Source organism: Streptomyces sp. NPDC043867 (assembly GCF_056435845.1).
In genome coordinates, this window is the sequence record NZ_JBWKDS010000031.1 from 43,515 (window position 1) to 55,681 (window position 12,167).

Sequence of the window (12,167 nt, forward strand, 5' to 3'; positions counted from 1 at the left end):
GTCGGCACGTGAGCGACCCTCCCTGGCCCGGCGCATGTGATCCGGGCGTCTTCTTCGTGCGTCCAGCCGGGGTGCACGCCGTCGTGACCGGGCTCGCATCCTGCCCTGTCCGAACCGGGCTGGGTCGTCGGCTGCATCGTGGGATCCTCGATCGGGGACTGGTGGAGCGCCCTCGGGCGACCGCGCGCGTAGGGTTCCGGGGTCTTCGTCGTCGCCGCGCTGCTGCCCGGGCACCTCGGGGGTGCCCGGGCGCGACGGCGGGTCAGCCCTTGACGTGGAAGGTCGCGGCGCGGGGAACGAACACCGTGTCCCCGTCCTTGGCCGTTGCCAGCGCCGAGACGTACCAGGTGCCCCGGTTCAGATCGGCCGCCTCCTTCCTCGCGACCTTCAGCGTGTAGGTGCAGCGGGAGGTGTCGTCCGAGGTGCTGCGGCACGTGGCGTCGTCCGTGTGCCGCAACTCCGCCTCCGTCGGGTCGAGCTTCGAACTCGCGGGTCACGCCACGACCTTGAGGCCCTGGACGCCCGAATTGTCTTGCCCGTCCACCGTGAAGGTGAGCGAACCGGTGCTGCCGGCGGACGGCGCGACGTAGTGGGCCGAGCCGTTGGCCAGGGCCGGCTCCGTGGCGTTCGAGGCCAGGGCGAGCCCACCGGCGGCTACTCCGCCGACGACGGCGACACCGATGAGCGACGGGACGAGAACGCGCTTGGACAGGGGAGATCCCCCGGATTCTTGTAGAAGCGGGCGTGGTGCGCCCGCAGACTGGAGGGGGAGGGCGAAGCGCGGCGCAGCGCGGAAGAACCGCTGGTCGAACCGTTGGCCGGTCGTCTTCCCGATGTGTTCGAGACTATGGCCCGGAGCACGGCGCGGTCCTCGGGCGGCCGGATGATTGCCGTCTCTAACCACAGGGGGAGAACGCCTTCGGGAGTCCAACCGCCGGGCACCGACGTCTCTGCAACCCGGGTGAGCGAACGGAAATCCGCACCGGCCGGAGCCAGGCCGGTTCTCACCGGCCCGGGGGCAATCTCCCGGAAGAGCACGGACGTTGGAGGATCCCCAGGTGGATGCCAAGGGTGCAGGCGCGCTCACCTCGCGCGCCGCGACCCGGGGCTGCCGGGCGGCACAAGCCGCTCCGGCGGGGCGGCCGGGACGCGTTCCAGGACGCCGCCCGCGAAGACGTCGTACAGCGGCAGGGTCTCGAGATGGACGTATCCGATGTGGCAGTCGCAGACGGCCAGGGGACACGGGCGGGGGCGCAGGGCGGCGCGGTAGGAACCGTCGTAGAGGTTTCCCAGTTCCGTACGGACGAAATGGCAGCGGCGGACGGTGCCGTCGCCGTCGACCGAGATCACGGACTCGCCGGTGCGGCAGGGCAGCCCGGCGCTGGCGTGCGGGTCGCGGCTGTAGGGGAACAGGGGGTCGAGCGCGGTCCACCGCCCGGCCTCGGCGTCCTGGTAGGTGTGGCCCTCGGCGGCGTTGATCCACAGGTACACGTGGGCGGGCAGGTCGGCCCGCAGACGGCGGGCGGCCTCCAGGTGTTCGGGCAGGCCGACGACGCCGACGCTGAAGCGGACACCGCGGTCGGCCAGGTCGCGGCACTTGGTGAGGAAGCGGTCGTAGGGGGTCTGGCCCGGGTGGTAGGTGCACCACAGGGCGAGGGTGTCGGTGTCGGCCTCGGTGAGCCAGTCGGTGCGGCAGCTGAGGTTGGTCTGGATGGCCACCCTGCGGATGTGCGGGAGGCGGGACAGTTCCGCGAGGGTGTTCCGGTACCAGGAGCGGACCAGGCCCTCGCCCCAGGGGGTGAAGAGGAGGGAGAGCCGGTCGTCGGTGCGGGCGGCGGCCCACCGGGCGAAGCGTTCCAGGGCGGCGCGGTCGGCGCGGAGTTGGGCGGTGGAGTCGCGCCGCTTGGCGAACGGGCAGTAGGGGCAGTCGTAGTCACAGGAGGCGAGCGGGCCCCGGTAGAGGACGGTCAGGTCCATGGTGGTCCGGTCACTTCCTCGCGTAGGCGGCCATGGCGGCCCGCACGGCCGACGAGAACAGCTCCGGGCCGACGGCGTCGGAGTGGGCCAGACCCTCCGGGGTGAGGCGCAGGCCGGGGGCGCCGGTGTCCCTCAGCCAGCCGCGGTCGGCGAGACGGGTGAGGTCGGGGCCGAAGTCGTCGTCGGGGGAGCTGCCGAAGCGAGCGCGGTAGTCGTCGACGGCGAGGCCCTCGGCCTGGAGCAGCGACTGCAGCAGGTGGCGGCGGCGGGTCTCCTGGCCGTCCATGCGGTAGCCGACCTCGGCGCGGGTGAAGTCGGTCGTCGTGACGTAGCCGTCGATGATGCCGCGGATCTCGTGCATGCCGACGGCGTAGTCGAACGAATAGTGCACGGCGGAGGTGTAGGAACGGGCACCGCAGCCCAGGCCGATCATGCCGTCGGTCTGGCAGGCGTAGTCGTCGGCGCCCTGCCGCGGGGCGTCGGTACGGCGGAACATGCGCATCGAGTGCTGCGTGTAGCCGTGGGCGAGGAGGTGGTCGCGGCCCGCGCGGTACAGGCGCAGCCGTTGCTCGTCCCAGGCCGGGTCGGGCCGGCCTTCTTCGCCGCGGCGGCCGAGGCCGGTCAGCGGGCGGACGTAGAGGGGGTAGAGGTAGAGCTCCTCGGGCCGCCAGGCGAGCGCCGCGTCCAGGGAGTGGCGCCAGGTTTGCTCGGTCTGGCCGTCGATACCGTAGATGAGGTCGATGTTGAGGACCGGGACGCGGGCGTCACGGATGCGGGCGAGGGCGGCCTCGACGTCGGCGCGGCGCTGCGGACGTACGGCGGCCCGGGCCTCGGAGTCGACGAAACTCTGGACGCCCAGGCTCAGCCGGGTGGTGCCACGCTCCGCCAGCACGGCGAGGCGGTCGGCGGTGGCCGTGGCGGGCGAGGCCTCCACCGACAGCGGGACGGCACGCAGGTCGGCACCCATGCGGTGCTCGGCGATGTCGCACAGGCGCTCCAGCTCGGCCGCGGTGAGGAAGGTCGGCGTGCCGCCGCCGAACGCCGCTGTGGCGAACCGGAGTTGACCCTCCTGTCCCAGCGCTTCCCGTACGGCGTCCGCCTGTCGTTCCAGGGCGTCGAGGTAGGCGCCGGTCAGGCCGTCAGGTGCGCCGATCCGGGTGAAGAGGTTGCAGAAGCCGCAGCGGACCTCGCAGAACGGTATGTGCAGGTAGAGGGAGAGGGCGTCCTTGGGCTCGGCCGCCCAGAGGGAGGCGAGCGCCGGACGGTCGGACAGTCCGCGGTAGGCGGTCTTGTGAGGGTAGGCGTAGACGTAGTGCTGGTACGGGCTGGTCAGCTGTGCTGTGGTCATACGGCGGCCTCGGCGGGGTCGAGGAAGAAGTGGGCGTACGGCACGGTCCACACGGACTCGTGACCCAGGCGGTGGCCGGTGTAGCCGTCGTCGCCGTAGGCGGTGCCGTGGTCGGAGCAGACGACGGCGAAACAGCGGCGCCGGCTGCTCGCGACGGCGAAGAGCCGGCCGATGTGCCGGTCCACGTACTCCAGTGCGGCGGCGTGCGTCCGGCGGGTGTCGCCGTCCTCGCGGGTCGCGCCGGGCAGGTGGAACCAGTTCGGCTGGTGCAGGGCGGAGACGTTCACGAAGAGAAACAGCCGCTGCTCGGCGGGGAGTTGAGCGACGACCTTCGTCACGCGGGCGATCTGGTTCTCGAAGGAGTGGGGTGAGGTGACGCCGAAGTCCGGTTCCCAGTGGGACTCGTGGAAGAGGCCGGGCAGCACCGAGCCGAGCGGACCCCGCTTGTTGAAGAAGCCCACACCCCCGACGCACACGGTGTGGTAGCCGGCCCCGGCGAGGCCGGACACCAGATCCGGGGTGTCGAAGACGAAGGTCCCTTCGGCGGTGGACTCGCTGCCCGCGAAACTCGCCGCGAACAGCCGTGGATGAGGCCCGGGGGAGGCGGGGGTCGGCAGGAACCCCGCGAACATCGCCTGGTGGGAGGCGTAGGTGAAGCTGCCCGGCGCGTGGCGCTTCTCCCAGCGACCGCCCGGGAGATGGCGGGCCAGGTTCGGGATACGGCCCGCCGCCGCCAGCTCGACGGCCACGTCGTGGCGCAGGGTGTCGAGGGTGACCAGCAGGATGTCGTGGCTGCCGACGACCTCGTTCATGTCGGGCTCAGGCATGGGTGGTTCCTGTTCTGTCCGGGTGGGGCAGGCCGGGCCGGGGGTGGCCGCGCAGTACGGCCGCCACCTGCGCGGCGTAGGTGTCCAGGCCCTCGGCGCCGCTGCCGGGCAGGCCGGTGAGCCGGGGCAGGAGATCGCCGAACGCGTTGACCTCGCCGACGAAGGCTCTGCGCCAGCCGACGGCAGGCAGCAGGTCCACGCCGACGCAGAGAGTGCGCGGGAAGCAGGCCGCGGCCCGCTCGCACACGTCGAGCAGACCGGCCCAGCGCGCGCCGGCCGACTCCACGGCCTGACGGGCAGCGCCGAGGTCACCGCGGAGGCCGCCGAGATGGAGGTTGGTCATCGGCCAGCGGCTGGTGCGGACGACCGCGTGTGTGGCCCGGCCGGCCACCACGACGACCCTCAGGTCGGCGGCTCTGCCCTGCTGGGACGCCTTGGGCAGCCAGCGTTCGAGGTGCAGGCCGTCCGGGGCGAGCGCGTCGACGACGGCCGCGATGTCCTGCTCGCGGTCGTAGCGGCGCACCTTCAGGGAGTTGTGCAGCTGCTTCCCCGTGGTGAGTTCGACGGACGTGGTGGCCCGGACGCGACCGCCGCCGCCCGTCTCGACGGCGAGAACTCCCGACGCGGACGAGCCGTGCGCGGGCTTGACGAACACGCGCGGCATGCGGTGCTCGCGCATCAGTGTCCGTACGTCGTCCCAGCCGCGCACCGGCACGCCCGGCGTACCCGGCCGACTCGACGTGGGTGAGACGGGAACGGGTACGCCCGCCGCGTCGAGCACGCCGTGACAGCGCCGTTTGTCGAAGAGCACGGCGAGGTCGTCGGGGTCGTCCAGACGGATGCCGCCGCGCAGGCCGTGCAGCGCGGCGGTGAACCCGGCGTACCAGCGGGCCGAACCCTCGACCCGGGTGGGGTCCTGGATGCCCCGCAGCAGACGGTCGACCTCGGCGTTCTCACCGGGCGACTCGATCCGGACGATCTCGTCCGCGCCGAAGTCCGCTCCCCCGGCACGCAGGACGTCCGCCCAGGGGACGACGCGCGGGCCGGGCAGGCCGGCCGCGCGCACCGCGTCACCGAAGAGGGACACCCGGCGGTTCTCCGGGTTGCCGACCACCGCGAAGCGCGGACGGGCGAGAGCCGGCAGCCGGGTCACAGGGGGTGTGCTCACTCGCCCACGGCGACGTATCGCCAGACCCTGCCGTCGTCCTCGGTGTCCTCGTCCGCGTCGCCACGGTCCAGGTTCACCTCCACGCCCGCCGGCTCCAGGGTCTGCCGGACGCGCTCCTCGAAGGGCTTGCTGAGGTAGTGGTGGTGCAGGTCGAGCTTCTTGAGGTGGATCAGGGGCTGACCGCCCAGCAGTGCACCGGCCCCCTCGTCGGTCAGGACCCCCATGGACAGGTCCAGCACCTCCAGACGGGCCACGGCGGGCGCGGAGGCGACGGCCGCGGCGACGGCGTCCTGCATCTCGCTGTTGCGCAGGGCCAGATGCCGCAGACGCGGCAGCCGGGCGCCGGACAGGATGGGCGCCAGGTCGGCGGCCTCACTGTCGCCGCCGTACTCCGGGGTGCCCAGCCACAGGTCGAGGTGCTCCAGGGCGGGCAGGTCGCTGCCGCCGATGCCGCGCACCACCTCGGCGGGCAGTCCACCGGTCTCCACGACGAGCCTGCGCAGCGCGCCGTGGTTCACCGCGGGGAACCGCAGCCCCGATCCGCCGCGCACACCGAACTCCTCCAGAGCGGGGAAGGCGTTGATCAGCGGGGTGACGTCGGTCTGGTTGATCCAGGAGATCTCGCACTGCTCCATCACCATGTCGCCGAGGAACAGCGCGCGCAGCGCGGGGAAGCGGTCCCGGGCGGTTACCAGGGCCTCGATGACGTCGGAGGGGTCCGAGTCGTACGCCTCCTCCCAGGCCCCGACGATCAACGCCCGCACGCGCGTCGTGTCGACGGCGGCGCAGAAGCGGGCGAAGGCCCCCGTCCAGTCCTCGTCGGCGTCGTACACGTCGCCGGTGATCCGCCAGGCGACGGCGTCCGCGTCGGGAAGGCCGTCAACCTTCGCCTCGGGGCCCGGGAAGTCGTGGGCGGGCAGCCGGTACAGCGCGGAGAGGTGTTCACCAATGGTCATACGGCTGCTCCTGAGAAGAAGAAGTGTGCGGTCCGTGATGTCGGAAGTTCTACCAAGAGGCACTGACAGCACCCGTCGGCGGGGCGGTTTCGCGGGGCGTTGTCAGTGGTGGCCTCTACGGTCGTCGACATGAGGCCGGTGCGCGCCGAGCACCCGGCGGTGAGGGGAGAGCCATGTACCGGCAGGGAGACGTGCTGATCGTGCCCGTGACGGAGGAAGCGGTGCCGGCCCATGTCGCTCGTTCGCCGAGGGAGCGGCGCGACGCGCGGGGCCGGCTCGTGCTGGCGCTCGGCGAGGTCACCGGCCATGCCCACGCCGTCGTCGGACCGGGAGAACTGGTGCGTGAGCCGGGGCCGTTCGGGCCTTTGCTGCTGCACCTTCCGCAGGGCGGACGGGTGGTGCACGAGGAGCACGCGGTGATCGCGCTGCCCAAGGGGTGGTACCGGGTGATCAGACAGCGGGAGTACGTGCCCGGATCCGTGCGGATCGTAGCGGACTGAACAGCGCATGACGGAGGGGCAGATGATCAGGACTGAGGCCGACGGGACAACGGTGGGGGACACCATGGAGGACAGCTCCTCCGACGCGCTGAGCGCGTGGCGCGGCCGGCTCTCGGCAACCGTTCCCGCCGACCGCACGGCCGCCGAGGCCGGCATCCGACGGGCTTATCGGCAGGCGGGTCTTCCCGAACCGGAGCGCGTGGTGTGGGCCGGATCCCCGCGCGCGGCCGTCGAACTGCTGCGGGGCCTTCCGGACCGGGGACCCAGCGTGCGGGACGCGGTCCGCAGCACGCCCTGGGCGCTCGAAAGGCGGCGACTGCTCGAGCAGTTGGGAGCCACCGGCTGGTCGGCGCACTGGGCGGCGACCGGTGGGCGCCTGTGGGAGTCCACCCAGGCGCTCGTGGACCGGATCCGCACGGGCGTCCTGGAAGAGCTGGTGGGCCGCGATACGGGTAAGGCGGCCGCGGACGTCAGGCTGCTTCTCCTGGACGCCGTGCTCGGGCAGCACGACGCCCCCTGGCTCGCCGCGTTCACCCCCGACGACGGCCCGCTGGAGGCAGTGGCCGCCGTGTGCCGCAGCGCGGGCTGGTGGTGGCCCTACTCGCGCGTGGCGGTGGTGTGCGAGCGGCCCACGGCCCTGCACCGGGACGAGGCGGGCCGGCTCGACCACGGAACCGGCCCGGCACTCGCCTATCCCGACGGCTTCGCCCTCCACGCCTGGCGCGGCATGCCCGTACCGGCGGAGTTCCTCGCGGAACTGCGCACGCTCACACCGGAGCGGATCCGCGCCGAGGAGAACGCCGAGCTGCGCCGGGTGATGCTGGAGCACTACGGCTACGACCGCTACCTCGCGGACTCGGCCGCCCGCCCGGTGCACCGGGACGAGACGGGTGTCCTTTGGCGGATCGACCTGCCGGACGACGAACCGGTCGTGATGGTGGAAGTGCTCAACTCGACCCCGGAGCCGGACGGGACCCGGCGCACCTACTGGCTGCGGGTACCACCCTCGACCCGGACGGCCAGGGCCGGTGTCGCCTGGACCTTCGGGATCCGTCCCGAGGTGTACGCGCCGCTCGTGGAGACCTGAGGCGGCTGTGGGCCGGCGGTGCCGGTGCCGGTGCCCTCCGGGACGGTGGGGCATCGACCCACCGACCGCAGGCCCCTTCTGTTTCCGTCTTTCGGGCAGGGGGCGCCGGTACCGCGGCACGTCGCCGTCTCCGCGAACCGCCGCATCAAACCGCCCGCATCAAGCCGCCCGCCTCGATGGCACCCGTCACCCCCCGCGGCATCTCGGCCGGCGACGGACCAAGATTCCCGCCCCAGCGGTGATACCAGGCCTGACCTGCAAAAGAACCACACATGAGGCTCGGACAGAGAACGATTTCCGAGGGGTGGGATTCGACCAAGTGCGCGCTTCATCTGGCAGGTGCCGCCGATCCTCCTGATTCTGATCTCAATGCCCTGCGCCCGCAGGGGCGTAGGTCGTGCACTCCAGCTGCCAGCTGAGCAGTGGACACGGTCCGCTGCGCGCACCCGCCATAACTCACGCGAGGAGAGACGTCATGCCCAGAGCTGCCACGACCAAGGTTGCGCAACCCGTGACGGACGACAGCATCAAAGTGCGCCAACTCAGCCACTACCAGTTCAGCTGGGTGGCGGGGGAGCCCGCTGCCCGCGGCACCCTCACCCTGCAACTCGTACTCGACGAGGGCGCTTGGGAAGAGGTGCTGACGGTCGACGTCGACGACGCCGACGTGCTCCAGGACCTCCTGCGCAGCACACCGACCGTGCACTACGACGTCAGTCGCCGGACTCTGATGTTCGGTGTCACTGCTGTCGGCGCCTGAACAGGAGTGCGGGCCTGTGGTCGCCTCCATGTTGTGGACGATCGCTCGCCTGACAGGTCGTCGGACCGCCGTCGAGGAGACCGACCACGGGACCCGGTGGAACCCCCGGCCTGACGGCCCTGCCGGTGGCGGAACCGCAGGAGGTCGCCGGTAGGCTGCGGCGGTGCGCACGGTCGAGCTCCTGTTGGATGAGGCGGCAGAACTGGCGGTTCGGGAGGCGTGGCGGCGGCTCGCGGACGCGGGGCTGTCCAGTCAGGCGCGCCACCGCTCACCGACCAACAGCCCGCACCTCACCCTGGCTGCCTGCCCGGACTTGACCGCCTCGATTCGCTGGGAACTCGCAGAGGTGGCCGCCGCCCTGCCGCTGCCGGTGCGATTCACCGGCGTGGTCCGTTTCGAGCGGCCCACCTCGGTGCTGGCCTGGGGGCTGGATCCCGACTCCGCGCTGGTCGGCTTGCACCGCCGGGTGTGGGAGGCGGTGGCCTCGGACAGCCCACCCGATACGCTCAACCCGTTCCACGAACCTGCGCGGTGGAGCCCGCACATCACCCTCGGCCGGACCCGGCGGGCCGGTGCCTTCGCCGACCGTCGGCTCCCCGAGCTGCTGCCGGCGCCGCCGCTGTCGGCCCGGCTCACCACCCTGCGCAGCTACGACACCCAGACCGGCGCCCTGGAAGTGCTGGAGCCCCGCCCCTGAACGCCGTTCCCGACGTCCCACGATCGCAGGCGCGTGTGGATCACACCACGGTGAAGTCGGTGGCCTTGGTGACCAGCGTCGTGTCGTTGTCCGCCGCGGTGGCGAGGACAGCGACGTGCCACACACCGTGCTGGGACGCCTCGGCGTCGGCGCGGGTGACGGTGACCTTGTGGGTGCAGTGCACGGTGTCCTCACCGGACGGCTTGCAGACGGCCGGCTCCACGGCAGCCATGTCCTTGGCGGTCAGCCCGTTCTTCGTGAAAGCCGGCGCTCTTGGCCGCGCCGTTGCGGCGATACTCGAGGCCATGGTGCCCCGGGGGCCTCCGCCACGCGTCCGGACCGGCGCCGTCGAGGAACCTGCATGGCGGCCGCGGCCTACCGGCGCTTGACGCACAGGGCCGCGTCCACGGCTCCCCGGAGGTGGCGCAGGCTGTCCCCTTCGGCCGCCCACGTCGTGGTGTAGACGGTCACGGTGCCACGGCCGCCCGTGCCCGCCCGCCCGCCGCCCGCCGCCCACCGAATCACCCGGCAGATCGCCGCCGTGGCCCCAGTAGGAACCGCCACAGCTGAGTGGGATCGACGCGACGCCGTACCCGTAACGGCTGCCCGGCGGGTAGACGTCGCGGCCACCGACATCGGTGGTGTCCCGGGTCATCAGGCCTACCGCCCAGCCGGGCAACAGGCGCAGCCCGAACAAGCCGTCCCAGAATGCGTTGAGGTCCTCGGGCGTGGACACGAGCCCACCGGACGCGCCGAACTCGTACCCCGGCAGCTCGGTCACATCCACCCGGCCCGCCTTCGGATGCGCCGGGTGGACGCCGTAGTTGCGGGCGTGCGGCCCGCGCAGGGTGAACTCGCCCGGTGCGGGCCAGTAGGTGTCGTCCAGGCGCAACGGGTGCACGACCGTGCGATCGATGTACGTGCGGAAGCCGACTCCCGACGCCGTGTCGATCACCATCCCGAGCACCAGGTAGTTGGTGTTGGAGTAACCCCAGTCGGTGCCGGCTTCAACACGGGTTTCTCTTCGAGCGCGAGGGCCAGGTAGTCATCGGGCGTTCCGGGCCGGCTCCAGTCGACCAGCGCGGAGTACTCCGGCAGGCCGCTGGTCTGCTTGAGCAACTGCCGTACGGTGATGGCGTGGTGGGCGAGCTGCGGTACATAGGTGCCCGCGCGGTCGTCCAGTCGTATCCGCCCATCCACCACCAGGCGCATCACGGCCGCCGCGGTGAACGCTTTGGTGTTGCTGGCCAGCCGGAACCTGCCCTGCGCACCGGCCATCGGACGGCCCGACTCCAGGTCCGCGACGCCGAAGGTACGCGTCACCCTGCCGTCATACGCGAGGGCACCCGGCACTCCGTCTTCCTCGACGAGAAGACTCAGCTGCCGCTGCACCGGGTCGGGCCGGTGGGCGTCGTAGGCCGCTGCCGCGGGAACGAGGCCCCCGGTGAGGGTGGCGGTGAGCAGGACCGCGACGGCGAGACGCTTACGGTGCATGCGTGTTCTCCCTGGGTCGTGGCGGACGGACGCGGCCGGATCATTCGCTTGCCGACGACCCTGCCAGGCTCCCACCGAGAGATCAGTACGACGGGTGCCCATATCGAACTGTGGTCATCCCCCTTGACAAAGCCCGGCGTACAACGGTTCAGCCGGTCTCGCTCGCTGGCCGCTGCGGGCGATCCCTTCGATAAGTGGCCCGACCGAGCACTGAAGACCACCGATGCCCGAGATGGATGGAGAGCCGAGACTCTCGGGAGTCCATCCGTTGGCGCGACCGGTACGAATGCAATCGGCAACGTATGCAACGTGGGCTAGCAGGGCGGGAGTTGGCCTGGGTGATCTGGTACTGGGCTGCATCCCGCGAAGCGCGCGCACACCGGGCGACGGCCCGGGACGCCTACCATCGGCGACGCAGTTACGACTGGGTAACAGACCGCAACCATACTCAGCTGTGTGGCGTGTCATCCGATGGGACGGCGTTCGTCTGTCCCCGACGGGAAGGCGAGGGGCCCGATGACGCAGGAGCAGACCGGGGACACGACGCCGCGGACGGGACCGGGCACGATGCGGACCAGGACAGTGCGAGGCCATGCGCTGCGCTGGGCGTTCCGTCTGGTCATGGCTGCCCTGATCCTGCTGCTCGCCATGCGCACCTACGAGGAGACGGGCGTCGCGCACGCACGGTCGAACGGGACGCTGCACACGGCCGAGGCCATCATCACGAACCTGTCGCCCCACACGACGAGGGGGAGAAACGGCGGAGGCCAGGACGGCGGCAGCGGCGGCTGGGTCGTCACCACCAAGTACACGATCGAAGTGCGCGTCGGCGACGAGACGAAGACGGTGGACGGCGTCCCAGGTGATTCCGTGAACGACCTCCAGGAGGGACAGCTGGTCGAGGCGGGCCTGTGGCACGGGCGGGTCGTGGAGATCGACGGACGTGACGTGTGGCCCGGTTGGCATCTGGAGGGATGGGACATCAGGCTGGTCGTGCTGTATCCGTTGATCATGGGGTATGTGATCGCCGTCGCCGTGACCGCCGCCGCGTATCTGGCAGGCCTCGGCGGCCGGGTACGGTTGGAGCGGCAGCGCCGACTGGGGCCCGCTGGGTTCGGGTTCGGCGTCGGGGTGGCGGCGACCTTGGTGCTCATCGTGTGCGCGGCTTTCGGGAACATCATCCCTTACTGGCCGGTCATTCCCGTGGGCGCCGGAACCGTCGCCGCGCTGGTGGGGCTGACGGGAGCGCTCCGGCGGGCCCGGGCCACCCAAGTCGCTGACACATCCGGCGGAAGCGCACCGGCCCAGGTCTGACGGCCGGGCCCCCGGCCGCCCAGGGGACCGCTCTGGAAT

General features: G+C 71.6%; 12 protein-coding genes and 1 pseudogene. 5 read left to right on the forward strand and 8 right to left on the reverse strand.

From position 1 onward, the window contains the following. Positions 1-262: 262 nt before the first annotated feature. The 6 genes and pseudogenes from AC069T_RS27040 to AC069T_RS27065 form a co-directional block, all read right to left on the reverse strand. Positions 263-1,087 (reverse strand): annotated as a pseudogene (locus tag AC069T_RS27040) (DUF5707 domain-containing protein). Next, the gene (locus AC069T_RS27045) at positions 1,084-1,977 is read right to left on the reverse strand and encodes an STM4011 family radical SAM protein (RefSeq protein WP_478785213.1); all 894 of its coding nucleotides are present in this window, start codon (positions 1,975-1,977) and stop codon (positions 1,084-1,086) included. Before AC069T_RS27045 ends, AC069T_RS27040 begins: the two are co-directional and overlap by 4 nt. Positions 1,978-1,987: 10 nt before the next feature. Continuing rightward, positions 1,988-3,325, reverse strand: coding sequence for an STM4012 family radical SAM protein (locus tag AC069T_RS27050; RefSeq protein WP_478785214.1), 1,338 nt, complete (start codon positions 3,323-3,325; stop codon positions 1,988-1,990). Then, positions 3,322-4,137 carry an STM4013/SEN3800 family hydrolase gene (locus AC069T_RS27055; protein ID WP_478785261.1) on the reverse strand — a complete coding sequence of 272 codons (816 nt, stop codon included), beginning with the start codon at positions 4,135-4,137 and terminating at the stop codon, positions 3,322-3,324. The genes AC069T_RS27050 and AC069T_RS27055 overlap by 4 nt, the downstream gene beginning before the upstream one ends. A 7-nt stretch (positions 4,138-4,144) precedes the next feature. Beyond that, positions 4,145-5,320, reverse strand: a complete 1,176-nt coding sequence (locus AC069T_RS27060; RefSeq protein WP_478785215.1) for an STM4014 family protein — start codon at positions 5,318-5,320, stop codon at positions 4,145-4,147. Continuing rightward, positions 5,317-6,276 (reverse strand): STM4015 family protein, encoded by a 960-nt coding sequence (locus AC069T_RS27065; RefSeq protein WP_478785216.1) that lies wholly within the window; start codon positions 6,274-6,276, stop codon positions 5,317-5,319. Before AC069T_RS27065 ends, AC069T_RS27060 begins: the two co-directional genes overlap by 4 nt. A gap of 173 nt (positions 6,277-6,449) precedes the next feature. Here AC069T_RS27065 and AC069T_RS27070 point away from each other — a divergent pair, with 173 nt between their 5' ends. The 4 genes from AC069T_RS27070 to AC069T_RS27085 all read left to right on the forward strand — a co-directional run bounded on the left by AC069T_RS27070 (position 6,450) and on the right by AC069T_RS27085 (position 9,320). After that, entirely contained in the window at positions 6,450-6,776 is a 327-nt protein-coding gene (locus AC069T_RS27070) for a hypothetical protein (protein WP_478785217.1), read from the forward strand. A gap of 22 nt (positions 6,777-6,798) precedes the next feature. Further along, complete coding sequence (locus tag AC069T_RS27075) at positions 6,799-7,863, forward strand: DUF6745 domain-containing protein (RefSeq protein WP_478785218.1); 1,065 nt, start codon at positions 6,799-6,801, stop codon at positions 7,861-7,863. A gap of 475 nt (positions 7,864-8,338) precedes the next feature. After that, on the forward strand, positions 8,339-8,623 hold the full coding sequence (locus tag AC069T_RS27080; protein WP_358854760.1) for a hypothetical protein: 285 nt from the start codon (positions 8,339-8,341) through the stop codon (positions 8,621-8,623). A 163-nt stretch (positions 8,624-8,786) separates the two neighbouring features. Further along, complete coding sequence (locus AC069T_RS27085; RefSeq protein WP_478785219.1) at positions 8,787-9,320, forward strand: 2'-5' RNA ligase family protein; 534 nt, start codon at positions 8,787-8,789, stop codon at positions 9,318-9,320. Positions 9,321-9,360: 40 nt separating this feature from the next. On the opposite strand, the gene AC069T_RS27090 is transcribed toward AC069T_RS27085, so the two are convergent. Then, on the reverse strand, positions 9,361-10,278 hold the full coding sequence (locus AC069T_RS27090; protein WP_478785220.1) for a DUF5707 domain-containing protein: 918 nt from the start codon (positions 10,276-10,278) through the stop codon (positions 9,361-9,363). Then, entirely contained in the window at positions 10,272-10,814 is a 543-nt protein-coding gene (locus AC069T_RS27095) for a serine hydrolase domain-containing protein (RefSeq protein ID WP_478785221.1), read from the reverse strand. Before AC069T_RS27095 ends, AC069T_RS27090 begins: the two co-directional genes overlap by 7 nt. A 516-nt stretch (positions 10,815-11,330) precedes the next feature. Between AC069T_RS27095 and AC069T_RS27100 the strand changes: the two genes are divergently transcribed. Then, a complete protein-coding gene (locus AC069T_RS27100; RefSeq protein ID WP_478785222.1) occupies positions 11,331-12,128 on the forward strand; it encodes a hypothetical protein in 798 nt (265 codons plus the stop codon). Positions 12,129-12,167: the final 39 nt, after the last annotated feature.

What these genes read in the sequence shown, in the direction of transcription:
- AC069T_RS27045 (WP_478785213.1), bottom strand. Translation starts at nt 1,977, where the DNA reads ATGGACCTGACCGTCCTCTACCGGGGCCCGCTCGCCTCCTGTGACTAC.
- AC069T_RS27050 (WP_478785214.1), bottom strand. Translation starts at nt 3,325, where the DNA reads ATGACCACAGCACAGCTGACCAGCCCGTACCAGCACTACGTCTACGCC.
- AC069T_RS27055 (WP_478785261.1), bottom strand. Translation starts at nt 4,137, where the DNA reads ATGAACGAGGTCGTCGGCAGCCACGACATCCTGCTGGTCACCCTCGAC.
- AC069T_RS27065 (WP_478785216.1), bottom strand. Translation starts at nt 6,276, where the DNA reads ATGACCATTGGTGAACACCTCTCCGCGCTGTACCGGCTGCCCGCCCAC.
- AC069T_RS27070 (WP_478785217.1), top strand. Translation starts at nt 6,450, where the DNA reads ATGTACCGGCAGGGAGACGTGCTGATCGTGCCCGTGACGGAGGAAGCG.
- AC069T_RS27075 (WP_478785218.1), top strand. Translation starts at nt 6,799, where the DNA reads ATGATCAGGACTGAGGCCGACGGGACAACGGTGGGGGACACCATGGAG.
- AC069T_RS27080 (WP_358854760.1), top strand. Translation starts at nt 8,339, where the DNA reads ATGCCCAGAGCTGCCACGACCAAGGTTGCGCAACCCGTGACGGACGAC.
- AC069T_RS27090 (WP_478785220.1), bottom strand. Translation starts at nt 10,278, where the DNA reads ATGGTGATCGACACGGCGTCGGGAGTCGGCTTCCGCACGTACATCGAT.
- AC069T_RS27095 (WP_478785221.1), bottom strand. Translation starts at nt 10,814, where the DNA reads ATGCACCGTAAGCGTCTCGCCGTCGCGGTCCTGCTCACCGCCACCCTC.
- AC069T_RS27100 (WP_478785222.1), top strand. Translation starts at nt 11,331, where the DNA reads ATGACGCAGGAGCAGACCGGGGACACGACGCCGCGGACGGGACCGGGC.